The sequence below is a fragment of the Flavobacterium sp. HJ-32-4 genome (genome assembly GCF_022532105.1).
In the GTDB taxonomy this organism is placed as follows: Bacteria; Bacteroidota; Bacteroidia; order Flavobacteriales; family Flavobacteriaceae; genus Flavobacterium.
This window is the reverse complement of the sequence record NZ_CP092832.1, coordinates 3,473,402-3,489,609: the sequence shown is the minus strand read 5'-3', so window position 1 is coordinate 3,489,609 and position 16,208 is coordinate 3,473,402. Positions and strand designations below refer to the sequence as shown.

The 16,208-nt window shown below is 51.9% G+C and carries 11 protein-coding genes; 7 read left to right on the top strand and 4 right to left on the bottom strand.

The features are described 5' to 3' along the window. Positions 1 to 52: 52 nt before the first annotated feature. Positions 53 to 247, bottom strand: coding sequence for a hypothetical protein (locus tag MKO97_RS14890; protein ID WP_241103993.1), 195 nt, complete (start codon positions 245 to 247; stop codon positions 53 to 55). A 109-nt stretch (positions 248 to 356) separates the two neighbouring features. Continuing rightward, entirely contained in the window at positions 357 to 1,580 is a 1,224-nt protein-coding gene (locus tag MKO97_RS14885) for a cation:dicarboxylate symporter family transporter (RefSeq protein ID WP_241103992.1), read from the bottom strand. A gap of 76 nt (positions 1,581 to 1,656) precedes the next feature. Between MKO97_RS14885 and MKO97_RS14880 the strand changes: the two genes are divergently transcribed. Then, on the top strand, positions 1,657 to 2,100 hold the full coding sequence (locus MKO97_RS14880; protein WP_241103991.1) for an SRPBCC domain-containing protein: 444 nt from the start codon (positions 1,657 to 1,659) through the stop codon (positions 2,098 to 2,100). Between the two features lie 17 nt (positions 2,101 to 2,117). On the opposite strand, the gene MKO97_RS14875 is transcribed toward MKO97_RS14880, so the two are convergent. Next, on the bottom strand, positions 2,118 to 2,387 hold the full coding sequence (locus tag MKO97_RS14875) for a hypothetical protein (protein ID WP_241103990.1): 270 nt from the start codon (positions 2,385 to 2,387) through the stop codon (positions 2,118 to 2,120). A 513-nt stretch (positions 2,388 to 2,900) separates the two neighbouring features. Between MKO97_RS14875 and hpt the strand changes: the two genes are divergently transcribed. The 6 genes from hpt to MKO97_RS14845 all read left to right on the top strand — a co-directional run bounded on the left by hpt (position 2,901) and on the right by MKO97_RS14845 (position 9,179). Further along, on the top strand, positions 2,901 to 3,431 hold the full coding sequence (gene hpt / locus MKO97_RS14870) for a hypoxanthine phosphoribosyltransferase (protein WP_241103989.1): 531 nt from the start codon (positions 2,901 to 2,903) through the stop codon (positions 3,429 to 3,431). Positions 3,432 to 3,476: 45 nt separating this feature from the next. Continuing rightward, on the top strand, positions 3,477 to 4,049 hold the full coding sequence (locus MKO97_RS14865) for an adenylate kinase (protein WP_241103988.1): 573 nt from the start codon (positions 3,477 to 3,479) through the stop codon (positions 4,047 to 4,049). Positions 4,050 to 4,067: 18 nt separating this feature from the next. Next, complete coding sequence (locus MKO97_RS14860) at positions 4,068 to 5,345, top strand: hemolysin family protein (protein ID WP_256463646.1); 1,278 nt, start codon at positions 4,068 to 4,070, stop codon at positions 5,343 to 5,345. 130 nt (positions 5,346 to 5,475) lie between these two features. Beyond that, entirely contained in the window at positions 5,476 to 5,847 is a 372-nt protein-coding gene (locus tag MKO97_RS14855; RefSeq protein ID WP_241103987.1) for a four helix bundle protein, read from the top strand. Positions 5,848 to 5,916: 69 nt separating this feature from the next. Next, complete coding sequence (gene obgE, locus MKO97_RS14850) at positions 5,917 to 6,927, top strand: GTPase ObgE (protein ID WP_241103986.1); 1,011 nt, start codon at positions 5,917 to 5,919, stop codon at positions 6,925 to 6,927. 107 nt (positions 6,928 to 7,034) lie between these two features. Further along, positions 7,035 to 9,179 carry a S46 family peptidase gene (locus MKO97_RS14845; protein WP_241103985.1) on the top strand — a complete coding sequence of 715 codons (2,145 nt, stop codon included), beginning with the start codon at positions 7,035 to 7,037 and terminating at the stop codon, positions 9,177 to 9,179. A 467-nt stretch (positions 9,180 to 9,646) separates the two neighbouring features. Here the strand turns inward: MKO97_RS14845 and MKO97_RS14840 are convergent, their stop codons facing one another. Then, positions 9,647 to 16,054 carry an MG2 domain-containing protein gene (locus tag MKO97_RS14840; RefSeq protein ID WP_241103984.1) on the bottom strand — a complete coding sequence of 2,136 codons (6,408 nt, stop codon included), beginning with the start codon at positions 16,052 to 16,054 and terminating at the stop codon, positions 9,647 to 9,649. Positions 16,055 to 16,208 lie beyond the last annotated feature (154 nt).

The window sequence follows — 16,208 nt, the reverse complement described above, 5'->3', positions numbered from 1 at the left end:
TTCCGGATACGCCTCCAGTCGATGGAAGGGCTATAAGGGAAGGTTGATTCACCTAGCTCTCGTCTTTCGTTCCTTTCAATAAGCCGATACCGGAGACAAAAAACACCAGGCCGAGGAGACCGGAGATGATGATGCCTTTCACATCCCGCGTTTGACCTCCTGTGTTGATGAACAGGATAGCAGCATAGATGAGTCCAACGATGCCTAAAATAGTAAGGGTCGTGCCGAAAAGTCGTTTTACATTCATGGAGTGGTATTTCGACGCAAGTTCCGGCTGGAAACCTTTTTTTGCGCTACACAATTCCGTTAGAGAGTTGCAAGTTCATTAGGGCATGTTGCCGGAGAGAAGAAGCCCGTTAGTCAAGCGCCCGTTCCGGATCGGCCTGGAAGTCGCCTTCCTGTTTTGAGATCACGATAGCGGCCACTCCATTTCCAATGCAGTTGGTAATGGCACGTGCCTCGCTCATGAATTTATCGACGCCCAACAGAAAGGCAAGTCCTTCCACGGGAATCTTTTGAAGTGCCGTGAGCGTCGAGGCCAATACGATGAAACCACTACCCGTAACGCCAGCCGCCCCTTTTGACGTGAGCATGAGCAGGAAGAAGATCGTCATGATATCAGTTATAGATAGGGGGACATTATATAATTGTGCCAGGAAAATAACGGCCATTGATAGATAGATGGAGGTGCCATCGAGGTTGAACGAATAACCTGTCGGAACGACCAAACCGACCACCGCCCTTGAGCATCCCATTTCCTGGAGTTTTTCCATAAGACGCGGCAATGCTGATTCCGACGAAGATGTTCCTAACACCACCAATAATTCTGCCTGTATGTGCCGCAGGAACTTGCGAAGGCTCAGTCCATAATACCGCATGATGCCTCCTAATACAACGAAAACGAAAATCGCCATCGTGACGTACATGGTCAGCATCAGTTTTCCCAGAGGCAGAAGGGTTGCAAGGCCAAATTTCCCGATGGTGTATGCCATCCCGCCAAAGGCACCGACGGGCGCGAGGTACATCAGCCATTTTAATAACTTGAAAACGAACGACGATATTCTATACAACCCGTCGACCACCCGTTGCCTATGGGAGGAATAGTTCAGCGCAATACCACACACGATGGCAGCTAAAAGCACCTGTAAAGTGAGGTTGTCGAGAAAAAACTGCATCCAGTCAAAATGGCCATCGCCGTTTCCCGGAACCGGAGTTTCCGGCAGTGCGAGTTGCCGCCGGTCGATATGGCCGGGTTCGATGAGGTAGGCCGCGGCGACACCAATGACCAGGGCAAGGGTGCTGACGATTTCGAAATATACAAGCGCCTTAAGTCCGATGCGTCCGACTTTTCGAAGGTCGCCCATGCCCGCGATACCCAACACGATGGTGAGAAAGATGATGGGGCCGATAAAGCACTTGATACCGGCCACAAACCATTCGCCCAGTACCTTCATCTGTTGTCCGGTTTCGGGTGCCCAGTGTCCGAGCGCAATCCCGGTCAGAATGGCCAGCAATACCCAGGTCGTGAGGTTGGTGAAAAGGCGGAACGACCAGGAAGACGTAGAAGGAGAAGCAGACATTTACGATTTTATTGGGAGAGGATCGGTTAGGGAATGCGTATTTTCAAGTACCTAAAGTAACCAAAAACACTTGCCTATGAAAACGATCACCCAAACCCGATATATTGTAGCCCCCAAAGAAACCATCTGGATGGTCTTGCTGGAAGACGAATTCAACCGAACCTGGCTGGCGGAGTTCGCCCCGGGTACGTATTTCGATACCGACTGGATCATCGGGCATCCGCTCCGTCTGTGGGACGGATCCGGTGGCGGACGTGTCGGGACAATAGAGGAAAAGCGTCCCTACGACCGAATTGAATGGGTATACGACGGCATCATCACACCTGAGGGCAGCGACGATACGACAAGCCTGGAAGCGATGCAATGGAAAGGGGGTAGTGAAGTGTTTGCGTTGGCATCCGTAGAAGACGGCACCCTTTTGACCGTTTCGTCCGACGTATCGGATGCCTCCTACGATACGATGAAAATCCGATGGGAAGCGGCTCTTGACCGCATACGAGAGCTCTCGCTCTCTGTGTAGCAGTCGGTGCTATAACTTCAGTTATAATTGACAAATGCTACCCGTCGCGCTTCGGCCTCGGTTTCGGGGCCGTCGCAGCAGCGTCGCAGCCGTTCTTCGAGCGTTGCCCGTGCCTCTGCGTCGAGCTTGCCGCGCTCGGCCAACAGCAATTCCTGCATCAGGCGTTCAATCAGTAACCAGTCGCCGTCGGTCATACCCGCTTTTTCAGCAGGCGTGGCATAGAGGTTCCAGTCGGAACGATCGGCATTGAAATATTGATAGAGATGGAGTTTGCGCCGGGTAATCATGGTCGGTGTTTTTGGGGCGGGCTACAACAAAGTTCGTGAGGCGGGAGGTGACGGGAGTTACATAATTTTCGGAAAATGTAGTGGGGAAGGAGCAAGTATCAAGTATCAAGGAGCAAGAGGAGAGAAGAAAGAAGAAAGAGGAGAGAGGAGAGGAGAGGAGAGGAGAGAGGATGGAGGAGCGGCTACTAGACGGGGTAGAGTGGAAGGTTGCCATAGGCAAATAGCGATTGTAAAACGGACACAGTTCGTCGAATGCTCCTTTAGAAAGCCGCAGCATTTGGTAGGCATCCGAATTTTGGCTCCAAGCCGGGATACACTGGTGTCCGCGTCCGTCGTTATGCTTCGTTCATTTGTTCTGTTTTTCCGCTTTCATTTTTCTTTCCGCTCCTTTTGCTTCTTACCTCTCACCTCTCACCTCTCACCTCTCTCTCCTCTCGCTCCTCACTCCTTCACCACATCTTGTGTCTTCCCCCGCTTTACGTATCTTTGCCCTTTATTCCCAAACACAACAACGTGATTCATCTTCATGATAAACGATTCGTCCCTTTCATCTCCTCGGGCGAAATCGAATTTGCCATTCAGGAAATGGCGCGCCGCATCACCGACGACCATGCGGAGGAGACCCCGGTTTTCATCGGTGTACTAAACGGCGCCTTTATGGTGGTTTCTGATCTGGTAAAGCACTTCCGCGGCCAATGCGAGGTGCAGTTCGTGAAGGTGGCATCCTATGAAGGAACCGCCTCAACCGGAGCCGTACAGGAATTGATTGGACTTTCCTCCGACCTGTCGGGGCGTTCCGTCATCCTCGTAGAAGACATCGTCGATACCGGTGCGACCATCGTCGCCCTGAAAGCCATGCTCAAGGAACATAATCCCAAGCACGTGAAGATCGCGACGTTGTTCCTTAAACCCGAGGTATACGACAAAGATGTCCGGTTGGATTATGTCGGCATCCGCATCCCGAACAAGTTTATCGTGGGATACGGACTCGACTATGACGGACTCGGCCGGAATCTTCCGGATGTCTACCAATTGGCGGATTGATCCGTCGCCTAAATTCGTAACTTAGCTAAACACCCTACATAACTGATGACCAATATCGTTTTATTCGGCAAGCCGGGCGCGGGAAAAGGTACCCAGGCAGAATTCCTGAAGGAGCACTACGGACTGATCCACCTTTCAACCGGTGACATTTTCCGGTTCAATATGAAGAACGAAACCGAGTTAGGCAAATTGGCCAAGAGCTATATCGACCGGGGTGACCTGGTGCCGGATGAGGTTACCACGAACATGCTGATCGATTCGGTCAACAGCCATCCCAACGCGAACGGATTTCTGTTTGACGGGTATCCGCGTACGCTTGCCCAGGCAGAAGCACTCGATGGTTTCCTGCAATCGAAAGGCTGGGCGGTAACCGCTACCATTGCCCTTGAGGCCGATGACGAAATATTGGTAAAACGTCTGCTGGAGCGGGGCAAAACATCCGGACGCAAAGACGACCAGGACGAATCGCTGATCCGCAACCGCTACCAGGAATACAACGAAAAAACGGCGCCACTGATCGCCTACTACGAACAAAAAGGCAATTACCACGCTGTCGACGGTATTGGTGAGATCGCTGCCATCACCGATCGATTGCGCGCGGTGATCGACGCCTTATAAGAACCAATCGTTTTCCGTATGGAAATCCTTATCATCCTGTTCCTGATCTTGCTCAACGGCGTCTTTTCGATGTCGGAAATCGCGCTGATCTCGTCGCGGAAGAACCGCCTCGAAACGGCCGCCAAAAAAGGCAATGCCGGGGCACAGACCGCGCTGGAACTGTCGAATTCGCCTAACAAGTTCCTTTCGACCGTACAGATCGGCATCACGCTTATTGGCATCCTCACAGGTATTTATTCCGGCGACAAGATCACCGACGACATGCAACATTTCGTCGAAGGATTTCCAGCGCTCAAACCCTATGCGGCCAATATTGCCACGGGTATTGTTGTCGTCATGCTGACCTTCTTCTCACTGGTGCTGGGCGAACTGTTGCCTAAACGTATCGGGTTGAACTACCCTGAGAAAATCGCCAAGGCCGTGTCGATTCCGATGAAGTGGATTTCCATCGCAACAGCGCCTTTCATCTGGTTGCTGACGTTTGCCACCGAGGGACTGATGAAGCTGTTCATGATCAAACCCTCCGCCGACGGAAAAGTGACGGAAGAGGAAATCAAAGCCATCATCAAGGAAGGAACCGAAGGCGGTGAAGTGCAGGAAATCGAGCAGGATATCGTGGAACGGGTGTTTCATATCGGTGACCGGAAGATCAATTCCCTCATGACACACCGGGGTTCGGTAGTGATGCTACCCCTCGATTCCGACAAACAAAAGGCCCGCGACCTGATGCTGAAGGAACTGCATTCCGTCTATCCGGTCTATGGGGAGAACTTCGATGATATCGTCGGCGTCGTAAACCTCAAGAACATCTTTGCTCATTTTGATGAAGCCGATTTCGACATCGCGAAGATTATGACCGATGCTCCTTATATGATGGAGCAGACAACGGCCTACAAAGCCCTTGAAAACTTCAAGAAAAGCGGGGTGCATTATGCACTGGTGTCAGACGAATACGGCGTTTTCCAGGGAATCATCACACTGAATGACATCCTGGAAGCCCTGGTAGGTGATGCCTCCGAATTTTATAAAGACGATTTCAAACTCATCGAGCGGGAAGACGGCAGTTGGTTGGTAGACGGACACTATTCCCTCCACGATTTCCTTACCTTCTTCGACCTCGATGATCTCATCAACGACTACGAAGTCACCACCGTAAGCGGCCTCATCATGACCGAACTCAGCTACATCCCCAAAGAAGGCGAGGTACTGGTCTGGAACGATTACGAACTCGAAGTCGTCGACATGGACGGCGTGAAAATCGATAAGGTGATCGTGCGGGCGCGGAGGGAGCGGTAGGAATGAGCAGTTGGCAGTCGCAGTAGGCAGTAGGCAGTTTGCAGTGGGCAGTTTGCAGTGGGCAGTGCCAGCGGTTTGTGGAGTTTAGACGATTCAATTTTTATAAGAATATACGCCAAAATGAAAAAATATGGATTTCAGGGACTTACTAGCTTACCAAAAGGCCTATGAACTAGCTATGGAGCTATTCGAAATTTCAAAAGGACTCCCGACAGAAGAACGATATTCCCTAATAGACCAGGTGCGACGGTCATCTCGAAGCACCTGTGCGAACCTTGCCGAGGCCTATCGCAGGCGACGTTATCCCAATCACTTCATAAGTAAACTCACCGACAGCGACAGCGAAAACGCAGAGACAGCTGTTTGGATTGACTTCTCATTTTCCTGTGGATACATAGGGGCTGAGCTTCGGGACGCACTTCTTTTCCGGTCGGAAGAAGTGGGAAAGCTGTTGGCCTATATGATTCAAAATCCGACGAAGTTTGGCGCAAAGGCCAATTAGGCGTAGTTTTGCACTTAATTTCAATTCCAGGAGTTTTACTGCCTACTGGGACTGCCAACTGCCAACTTCATGACCGAGGGAAATTTCGTCGACTACACCAAAATTTACGTAGCGTCCGGCAAAGGAGGCCGCGGCTCTTCGCATTTACACCGCGAGAAATTCATCGAGAAAGGCGGTCCTGACGGGGGCGACGGCGGCCGTGGCGGCCACGTCATCCTGCAGGGAAGCAAGAACCTATGGACGCTCTTCCACCTCAAATTCCTCCGACACGTAAAGGCCGGACACGGCGGTGACGGGGGTAGCTCCCGAAGCACGGGGCATGATGGCGAAGATAAAATCGTCGAGGTGCCGCTCGGGACGGTTGTAAAAGACGCCGAAACCCACGAAATCCTGTTTGAGATCACCGAAGACGGCGAGCAAAAGATCCTGGCATCAGGCGGCAAAGGTGGACTCGGGAACTGGCATTTCCGCTCGTCGACCAACCAAACGCCGCGTTACGCCCAGCCCGGACTGCCGGGCGAGGAGAAAGACATTATACTCGAACTCAAAGTACTCGCGGATGTAGGACTGGTGGGCTTTCCGAACGCCGGTAAGTCGACCTTGCTGTCGGTACTCACCTCAGCCAAACCGAAGATTGCCGATTATCCGTTTACGACGCTGAAACCCAATCTGGGTATCGTCGCCTATCGCGATTTCCAGTCGTTCGTCATCGCCGATATTCCCGGTATCATCGAAGGAGCGGCAGAAGGCAAAGGACTCGGGCATTATTTCCTCCGCCATATCGAACGCAACTCAACGCTGTTGTTCCTCATTCCGGCCGATTCACCTGATATCGCCGCCGAATACGACATCCTGCTGAATGAACTCGACAAATACAATCCGGAGTTACTCGACAAAGACCGCCTGATCGCTATCTCTAAATGCGACATGCTCGACGACGAACTGATAGCCGAAATGCGCCGCGATCTCGACAACGCGTTTGCGGGTACACCGTATATGTTCATTTCGTCGGTGTCGGAGTTGGGACTGACCCAGTTGAAAGACCGACTGTGGTCGATGCTAAACCCCGTCGGGCACTAGTTGTAACGAAATCGTTATAGCAACTACAAACCCTGCCGTTATCAATCCTAAAATTGCGTATATTCGCGGCGTTTGCCGGGTTTCGGCGCATTATAAACTCTCACTACATGAAAAAAATAACGTTATTCATCCTCCTGGCGTTATCGGCATTCCCAATGCGGGCCGACGAGGGGATGTGGTTCCTGATGTTCATCGAACGTCTCAACCACCGCGACATGGAAAAAATGGGCCTTCAGTTGACCGCTGAAGAAATCTACAGTATCAACCACCACAGCCTCAAAGATGCCATCGTGCAGTTCAACGGCGGTTGTACGGCCGAGCTGATCTCAAAAGACGGTCTCGTGCTCACCAACCACCACTGTGGATACGACGCCATCGCCGAATTGTCGTCGCCTGAGCACAACTACCTGAAAGACGGGTATTGGGCACCCAATAAAAACGGCGAGATGAAACCATCAAGCCTGTTCGTGCGCTTCTTCGTGCGGATGGACGACGTGTCGAAACGCATCCTTTCTAAAGTCAACGACAATATGTCGGAAGCCGATCGCGCCAAAGCCATCGCCGACGAAATGAAAGTCATCGAAAAAGAAAACAACGAAGGCGGCAAATATACCGTCGTCGTGCGTTCGTTCTTCCAGGGCAACGAATTTTACTACTTCGTGTACCAGGATTACAAAGACGTACGCCTCGTAGGAACACCACCTGAAAGCGTCGGTAAATACGGTGGCGACACCGACAACTGGGAATGGCCACGCCACACCGGCGACTTCTCGATGTTCCGTATCTACGCCGATAAAGACGGCAACCCGGCCGATTATTCACCCAACAACGTTCCGTTACATCCGAAGCACTACCTTCCGGTCAACCTGAATGGGGTGAAAGAAGGCGATTTCGCCATGATCCTCGGCTATCCGGGCCGTACCAACCGCTGGATGCCGGCAGGCGGGATCGAGCAGAACGTCAAATTTGCCTACCCAGCTTGGGTGGAAGGAGCCAAAACCGGCATGGACAACATGAAGAAGTATATGGAGAAAGACGAAAAAGTCAACCTTCAGTACGCTTCAAAATACGCTTCAACCGCCAACTACTGGAAAAACCGGCAGGGTATGATCGATGCCCTTAGCAAATTCGGCACCGCCAAAGCCAAGGCAGCACAGGAAGCAAAATTTGACAAATGGGCCAACAAACCGGCCAACAAAGCCAAATACGGCAACGTCATCCGGGATATCAATGCTTGGTATGCACTGACAAACGAGAAGGCCCGTCACGACAACTACCTGCAACAATTGCTGCGTACGACGTCTTTCGGTACCGTTTCCCGCGTATTCGGCAAACAGCTCGAAGCCTACGCCAATGCCGATGCCACAGCCCGCGCCGGCATGCGTCCGGATCTGGAAGAGATGATCAAAGGTTTCTTCTCAGAAGTGTACCTGCCGGCTGAAAAAGACATCATGGCCGCACAACTGAAACTCTATTCAACAAAAGCGACCGGATACGCCATCGCACCGATGGTCGACAAGATTGGTAAGGAAAACAATGGTGATTTCACGAAGTATGTAAACGCGATCTACGACCTGAGTATCCTGACGTCGGAAGCCAAGATGATGGCCTTCCTGGATGCTCCCGATGCCGCCCTTGTAACCAACGATCCGGTGTATAAACTGTCAAACGACCTGCTCACGCACCTGGCGTCGAAGTCGGATGCCATCGCGAAAGCGCAGAACGACTATGAAAAAGCGTTCCGCAACCTGGTAGCCGGACTCCGTGAATCAAAACTCAACCCGATCCAGTATCCCGACGCAAACTCGACCCTGCGCCTGACGTATGGTAAAGTGCGTGCCCTTCCGGCCGACAAGCGCAACGATGCCAAGATCAACAACTACACCACCCTCGAAGGCATGGTGAAGAAATACAAAAAGGGCGATGCCGAATTCGACCTGCCACAGGCGATGCTTGACATCTACAAAGCAAAAGACTATGGCCGTTACGCCGACAAAGCCGGGTATATGCCAGTCAACTTCCTGACCGACAATGACATCACCGGAGGTAACTCAGGCTCACCGGTATTGAACGGCAAAGGCGAACTCATCGGCCTTGCCTTCGACGGCAACATCGAAGCCATGGCAGGTGACGTCATCTTCGACAAGAACCTACAGCGCACCATCAACGTCGATATCCGCTACGTACTCTGGCTGATCGACAAGTTCAGCGGCGCGAAGCACATCGTCGACGAGATGACGATCGTGAAGTAAAAAGAAAAGGCTGCCGTGAGGTGGCCTTTTTTAGTTGATGGTTGATGGTTAGTAGTGGGTAGTTTGCAGCGTTCAGCGCCGTCTACAACCTACAAGGTTTTTAAAACCTTGTAGGTTCAATTAGTAAGCAATAGGCACGAGGCAGTCTCACTAGGCAGTGGTAGGCCGTTGATAGGGCCATTCCTCGTTACGCGAAACTGGCTTGTGCAAACGACGTCCTTCCGAGCGCAGCGAAGGAATGGGCGTGCCGGCGCGTTCCAGTGGGCAGTTGGCAGTGCAGTTGGCAGAATAGCATCCGTTCAACTACCCGCAGGGACGCCGTCGGGCTGTTTGCTATAGCCTCTTGCGCTCAGGCGGTTTTGCACCGTCGCCGGGCGCTTCCTGCGGTCGCACCCGCCTGCCGGCAAAACCAGCCTTCGCGCCGCGTGGCTGCCGCGCCCATCCCTCACGCAACTTCCGGAAATGGACTACTCCTTTGTTTCGATACGGCCTCCTGATGACCGCCCGGAGAAGGCCGGTGCATACATACTTTCTATCGTCGCGATACCCGCCGAGAAATCCCCGGCATTGTTCACCTTCACCTCATATTCCAGTACGTAAACGCCTTTGGGCAGGCGTTCAAAGAAATAGTGGGTGGCGGCGTCGCGGGTGGTTTTGTAGTAACCGGCTCCCTGCATCCATTCGTAGGCTGACAACACATCGACAGGTTCCAGGCATGATGCCCGGACGTCTTTGAGGTGCACGAATTCAAAGTCATGGTCAGCGGTAACCGTAAGTCGAACCAATACGCGGTCGCCGATTCTGATTTCGTTGTTTTTCAGTAGCTCCGTCGGGCCGGACAGTGGTTTGTAAAACAGTTCCTTCAGCACTGAGAGCCCGGTGGGTGTGCCAGTTTGGACCTTCTCCATTTTTTCAAAATACTGCCAGAAGATGCCCCCATAGCCCGGCACTTTGGAATCGTTCCTAATTTCAATCTGCGAAAGTGCGGGTGAGATCTCAGAAGGTTTCCACTGAAGCTTCATATAACCGGTTCCTGCTTCCTCTTTACTCTCTTCCCTTTTTTGTTCAAGTAGGCGTTGATCACCGGCTACAATAGTTGTATTCTCTTTGACGCTCAGCCAATCACGACCTTCCATGAGCAGCGCATAAATGGCGTCAGCTGATGCCTTTGTGGTTGGCCAATGGCTTCGGCTTCGCTGGCCCAGAAGCCAGACTTTCATGCCATCGACGGTTTTTGCATCCTTCCCGATTTCGGCAAACGCTTCAATAAGCAGCGACTGCGTCTCAATAGGCAACTGGTTCCAACTCCACCCACCCACGTTGGCATTCCAATGGATACCGTCTGTGGTGTCGCTTACCGCGGTTTCTTTCAATTGTTCCAAAATAGACTTTGCGAGGTCTTTTTCACCCCATCGATGGGAGGCAAGTGCTGCCATTCCTTTTTCATAGAGGGTATACTCTTGCCAATGCTGCCGCACGTCCGACAATAAGGCGGGTAACTGTTGTGCCACTACATTAGGAAGTTCCTTGTAAAGAAAGAAGCTACGCACATACAGGTAATGAAGCCCCGCCGAGCGGTTCCGCCAGCGCCCTTTGCCAACGGGGGCGTCGTACACCAGCACATCCTCATCGATATAGGCGATTCCCTCATCCAGAAGGTCCTTTACTTTTACATTGAGCGTATCAAGTGCGCCAAGACGCAGTAGATGGCCGAAGCCCCCTATGATATGACGCGTAATGAACGCGTTCTCGTGTTCGCCTCCATACCAGCTAAATCCGCCGGAGGACAATTGGCGTTCGCTGAGTTTTTGAAGTGTAGCCGATGATTCCGATTCTAGTCGCGCGGCGTCAAAAAGACGGGCAAGATGTTTTTTCTTTTCGCTTTCCTTTTTCAGGTCGTCGGCCCAGGGTGTTTCAGCTGCAATCAAGCGACGGAGGTCGTCATTTTGTACCTCGGTACTGTCGCTTTTTGCCCATTCGGTAAACACCCCCGCGATTTTTGGATTTGCTTCAAGGAGGCGCCGGGCGAGTCGCTGTGCATAAAACCGACTGAAAAGTTGTTCCGAGCATTCGTGCTCGAACTCCATGAGGTAGGGCAGTGATTGCAGGGCACTCCAGGCCGGGTTTGAGGTATATTCCAGCGTGAGCAGGTGCGGACGCTGGGTGTTAGAGGGTGTAGCCAGGGTAGGCAGTGTGATCTTCTGGGTGCTACCCTCCCGTACCCAAAGGGGTTGGCTTTCGGTTACCAGCATCGCGTCGGTCAGGACGGGAATAAGGTTTTCCTCACCGTCGGAGAAGTCCCCGGCTTTCGCTACTACTTTATACCGCAGGCCTTTTAATCCTTCTGGTACGGTTAACGCCCATGACAAGGTCGTAGTGCCCATAGACGGTGCTGTAAAAGATTGGATCCCATCGCCAATTCCCGTCTGTTGATTTTGCTCGAGGCCGGTTTCCTGGTCGGTCAGGGTCAGGCGGATGGTTCCCGTTTTCGGAGTCGCGGTAAGGTTTGAGACGCGCACTTTTACGGTTATATGATCGTTCTCGCGGAGAAAACGGGGGAAATTCGGCGCTACCATGAGGTCTTTTTGTGTTCGTACGACACCCAGGAACAAGCCTGACACCATTTTTTTGGTATGGGCGAGCATGCGGAAGTTCCATTCTGTCAACGCTTCCGGACTCTCAAAGGACACGCGTAGCAGTCCCTTCTTGTCGGTCTGCAGATGCGGAAGAAAGAAGGCAGTTTCCGATAAGTTTTTACGTGTTGTCACCGAAACCAGTTCTGATACGGCTTTCTTAGTGGTCACCACGATGACCCCGTTCGAGGCGCGATTACCATATAGCGCGATTGCGCTGGCACTTTTTAGGGTAGATACGGCAGAAACCGAAGTGGGATCCAAGGCAAGGAATTCGTTTCTTGAAAGGGGAACACCATCAATAATGTAGAGCGGCTCCGAACCATTTCGGATGGTGCCCACACCGCGAAGGATCACCGCGTTTGATCCGCCGGACGCGCCGGACGCAGTGGAGATGTTCAGTCCTGCGACCTGACTTTGTAAGGTGGCAAAGAATCCCGCCGACGTTTCATACTCAAACGAAACGGATGAAACGGTTGCAACGGCGGCGTTCGACTTACTTCTTAGCCGTCTTATCTCATAACTTTTCACTACCACTTCCCTCAATTGGCCGGGCAGCGCCTTCATCCGCACTTCTATAGAACTCTTTCGCGCTTTGGTTTGGGTGTTGAGCATGCCTGAAGAGACGAATTCCAGTGTTTCTTCCGGTGCCGCTTCGATTTCAAAGGAGCCATCGAGATTCGTCAGTGTGGCACGCCTGCTTCCCCTCACAAATACCGAGACCCAACTGAGAGCGGCTCCGGTATCATCCGTCACCACACCCCGTACTCGCCGCGCATCAGCGGGGGCAGGCGATTTGCGCTGCAGCATGGCATTGTAGGCATTTCGGTCGAACCACCCATTATTGATGGAAAATCCAAACCAGATCAGTCCGGGCTTTTCCTGACGGTAAAGGGGTTCGGGCGACCATTCATTCAACTGCGTGAATTTTAAGTGCTCTGTTTGTCCTGTGTGCGCCAGACGCTGTGCGAAACTGCGGTTGATATAGTGACTTTTGGTAGGCGATTTCCATGATTCTTGGGTAAACATATCCAGTGAACGGTCGTACATCGACGCCAGAACTTCGGTTTCGGGTTCGTTTAGGTCAAATAACCATTCTTCTCGTTGGCCGGGCGCAATTCGGTTGCGGAAGGTTTGGGTGCCAAACGCGATCTTTTGTTCCTCTCTGGGAATCGTTACGGCATGGCTTTCGACAAAGAAACAGCCTTTGTAAACGGTTTCCGCCGAGATCATAACGCCGTCCTGAAATTGTGGAAGGAGGGGTATCCGCACTTTTCCCTGGCCCGCCTCCACTACCAAATCCTGCTGAAAGAACTGCTGTCCGTCGTAAAAAGCCGCAATACGGATGGTAAGATCGCGCACTGGCGACGCCACCTGTACCACTACGTTCTTAGCGTCCACCAAAACATCTTTTGTTGTTAGCGTTACAAGTTCGCTTCGGTCAAAAGGATCGCGATGCTGCTGTATACGGAAGTCGTAACTGCTTTTTTCTTCCCTTCCGTCTTCTTCGACAGTGAAAACCAGTCTATAGTCTCCGCTCGGGTAGAGGTCAATAAGGTCAAGCGGCCATTCTTGTTTGAGTGCAGTGTCGACAGGGATTGTGGCCATCAACTCTCCATCTTCATCCTGAGTCTCACGGTCTATTCCAAACAACTGCTGATTTTCTTCGTCTGTTTTTTCAACCGGAAAGAGTCGATCGTACGTAAGTGAGTCGATTACCGGTCGGTCGGGTTTTGCCCAGGGTCGGGGCATATAGGCCTCCCGAACCAGACGACGACGAAACAACCGCACCGTTCCTTTCGTCGGAACCTGTCCGCCATTGAGGTTGGTCGCCGAAACCGTAAACGTATTTTTTCGAAACGTATCACATCGCCAGGGGGCAGATATGCGTATGATCCGCTTTCGGTTTCCGGCGGTCACCGATGTCGAAGCCTCATGTGTTTCTCCTGAGGTATCGGTAGCTTCGACCCGCACATGATAGTCGTAGACGGTTTCGGGGCCGTCCTCCGGATGCGGTAACGCCGCGAAGGCAAAATGAAACTTCCCTTCCGCATCGGATTGTAAGTTGCCCGAAACAAGTGCGGGTTCGTCATCCTCAGGATCGTACGTCTCGTCTTCTTCGGTTCGATGCACCGCAAAACGTATCTCTGCCTTGGCCAGGCTGCTTCCGTCAAATGCCTGCAGACGACCGGAGAGCCGCACCGAATCGCCCAGCCGCACTGCTTCTTCGAACGTCTCCATCACCACCTCGAATCGGGGACGCTTGTATTCTTCTACCTCGAAGGAAGCATTTTCATCATCCCACGAGGCAAGATGCCAAAACGAACGTTCTGGTTCGGGAACGTCGGGAAGAAATTGATCTTTCTCATCTGTCGGCTTCCCGACTGTTAGACTATAACGCCCGGTGGGCGCTGCTTTAGGAAGGTCAAAATAGCCCGAAGCAGATCCAAATTCATTTGTCAGCACCAATTTCGTCACGATGGTGTCGTCGTCGTTTTCGAGTGTCAGCAAAACGTGTAGCTGCGGTGCGGCCTCCTGCCCCATAAGGGTTTCCTTCACCACAATAACCTTATACCAGACGCGCTGGCCAGGTCGATAGATGGCGCGGTCGAAATAGATCCGGGCACCCGTTTCAAAAGAGGTGTCAGAGGACGAAAAGTTGTAAAAGCGCGGTGAATAGCGGAAATCGACATCCAGCGTATCGCCAGGTTGCGCAATACGAACCTGGTTTTCCCTTGAATAGGGTAAAACGGCTTCCCCGTCGCGGTCCGTAATAGAGGTGCCCGTGATATTTGATATCTGTACACCTGACATCGGCTTTCCTGTCTCGCGATGCACTATCTGAACATAATGGCGCTCGTTCAGCTCACGTGCCAAGGGCATCAGGTTCGATGCCGTTACGGCAGAATAGTGACGCTCGTTTGTCGTTCCGCTGGGGTCAATGGGGGTGAAGGCAAACAGGTATTGACCTGGCTCCATCGAAGGCAAAAGAACTTCGGTGGTATGGGGTAGGTAATCCGGGCGCTCTTTCACGAAGTCGACGCGAAATGCCGTTACCCGGATGTTAGAAAATACCTGGCCGAGGCTATCGTGTTTTTGCGGGAATTCACGCCAAAGCGCAGTTTGTTTTCTGTTCAACCGAAAAACGACCACATCCACTCCGGTGAGGTTCCGGTAGGCGAGATGTATTCGACTTTGCCGTCCTGCCGTAACCACGGAAGGGATTCGCACTTCTAATTCCCGATTCTGCATGGTCTTTTTTTCCATGACGGATTTCCAATACACATTTGATTTTTCAGGGATGGACAGAATGCTGTCAAGAAGCCTCAACCCCTCTATATTTCGATCTGGTGCTTTGCCTGAAATCACTTTGCGGTATCGCCGAAAGAAGATTTCCTGGCGCACAGCCGGATCGGTTGTATGGAAGTTGTCGAACGCGCTTTCGAACTGTAAATCGTCCCCTATCAGATTTTCGATTCTCAGTAAGCGTTCAAATCGGTTTCGATCAGACGGAGAAAGGCGTTCAATTTCCTGTAAGCGGGCAATCACCCGGTCGGTTTCGGCGTTGCCAGTCTGCAGCGAATCGGCCGTAAATTGCGTTGCATCGGCGAAAAGGGCAATAGGTACAGGTCGGGTTCGTTTTTTGGCTTTCGTAAGTCCGACGCGTAATTCGACGTGCTCGCGAAGTAAACACTCCAGAAGAGAAAGTTTTTTGGGATCGTCCTCGTAACGGAAATCGAACAATTGACGATAGTCATCTGCCTTGATATGCTGTAGTTGCCCGCGATTTTTAAGTGAGTTCTTAAGCCGCAAGGAGATCGCGTCGCTAAAATCCTGTCCCGTCCACGTCAAAGGGTTGCCTGGGTCGGTATGGTTTGCGGTGCGCCCGTCAATTTCCCAGTAATGGTTGGCGTAATATTGTTGCAGTATTTGCGCCTGGATGAGCAGCATCAGGGCCTCTGATGGCGCTGACAGTCCGACAGGTGGTTTTGCAGCTTCTTCGAGTATGGTTTGAACGGCGTGGTCACTAAGCGAATGTAGAAAGCGGTTGTGATAGAAAAAACAGCGGAGTATTTCCGGTTCGCGCTTCTCTTTTACCGCCCGCGAGAGAATTTCGTTTATTTCCGCATCCGCTGATTTGATTTTTCTGGCTTCTTCCAGCGTGTATACTTTTTCCCACCTGTCTTCATACTGCGCCCAGGCCGGTAAACAGATTAATAGCAAAAGCAAAACGTGTCTCATGGTCCAGGTGTTTGGTTAGGTACACCGCGTGATAAAAGGTTGAGATCCTCAAAGCGCACCACGGTTTTTAAGAAACTTTTTCCGTTTAAATGTACTACCTTTGGGCGCTTAAGGCAAATTATAGCACGAATTCCCTCCGAAATTTCCGCCCTCC

What these genes read in the sequence shown, in the direction of transcription:
- MKO97_RS14860 (WP_256463646.1), top strand. Translation starts at nt 4,068, where the DNA reads ATGGAAATCCTTATCATCCTGTTCCTGATCTTGCTCAACGGCGTCTTT.
- MKO97_RS14890 (WP_241103993.1), bottom strand. Translation starts at nt 247, where the DNA reads ATGAATGTAAAACGACTTTTCGGCACGACCCTTACTATTTTAGGCATC.
- obgE (WP_241103986.1), top strand. Translation starts at nt 5,917, where the DNA reads ATGACCGAGGGAAATTTCGTCGACTACACCAAAATTTACGTAGCGTCC.
- MKO97_RS14880 (WP_241103991.1), top strand. Translation starts at nt 1,657, where the DNA reads ATGAAAACGATCACCCAAACCCGATATATTGTAGCCCCCAAAGAAACC.
- MKO97_RS14840 (WP_241103984.1), bottom strand. Translation starts at nt 16,054, where the DNA reads ATGAGACACGTTTTGCTTTTGCTATTAATCTGTTTACCGGCCTGGGCG.
- MKO97_RS14885 (WP_241103992.1), bottom strand. Translation starts at nt 1,580, where the DNA reads ATGTCTGCTTCTCCTTCTACGTCTTCCTGGTCGTTCCGCCTTTTCACC.
- MKO97_RS14855 (WP_241103987.1), top strand. Translation starts at nt 5,476, where the DNA reads ATGGATTTCAGGGACTTACTAGCTTACCAAAAGGCCTATGAACTAGCT.
- MKO97_RS14845 (WP_241103985.1), top strand. Translation starts at nt 7,035, where the DNA reads ATGAAAAAAATAACGTTATTCATCCTCCTGGCGTTATCGGCATTCCCA.
- MKO97_RS14875 (WP_241103990.1), bottom strand. Translation starts at nt 2,387, where the DNA reads ATGATTACCCGGCGCAAACTCCATCTCTATCAATATTTCAATGCCGAT.
- MKO97_RS14865 (WP_241103988.1), top strand. Translation starts at nt 3,477, where the DNA reads ATGACCAATATCGTTTTATTCGGCAAGCCGGGCGCGGGAAAAGGTACC.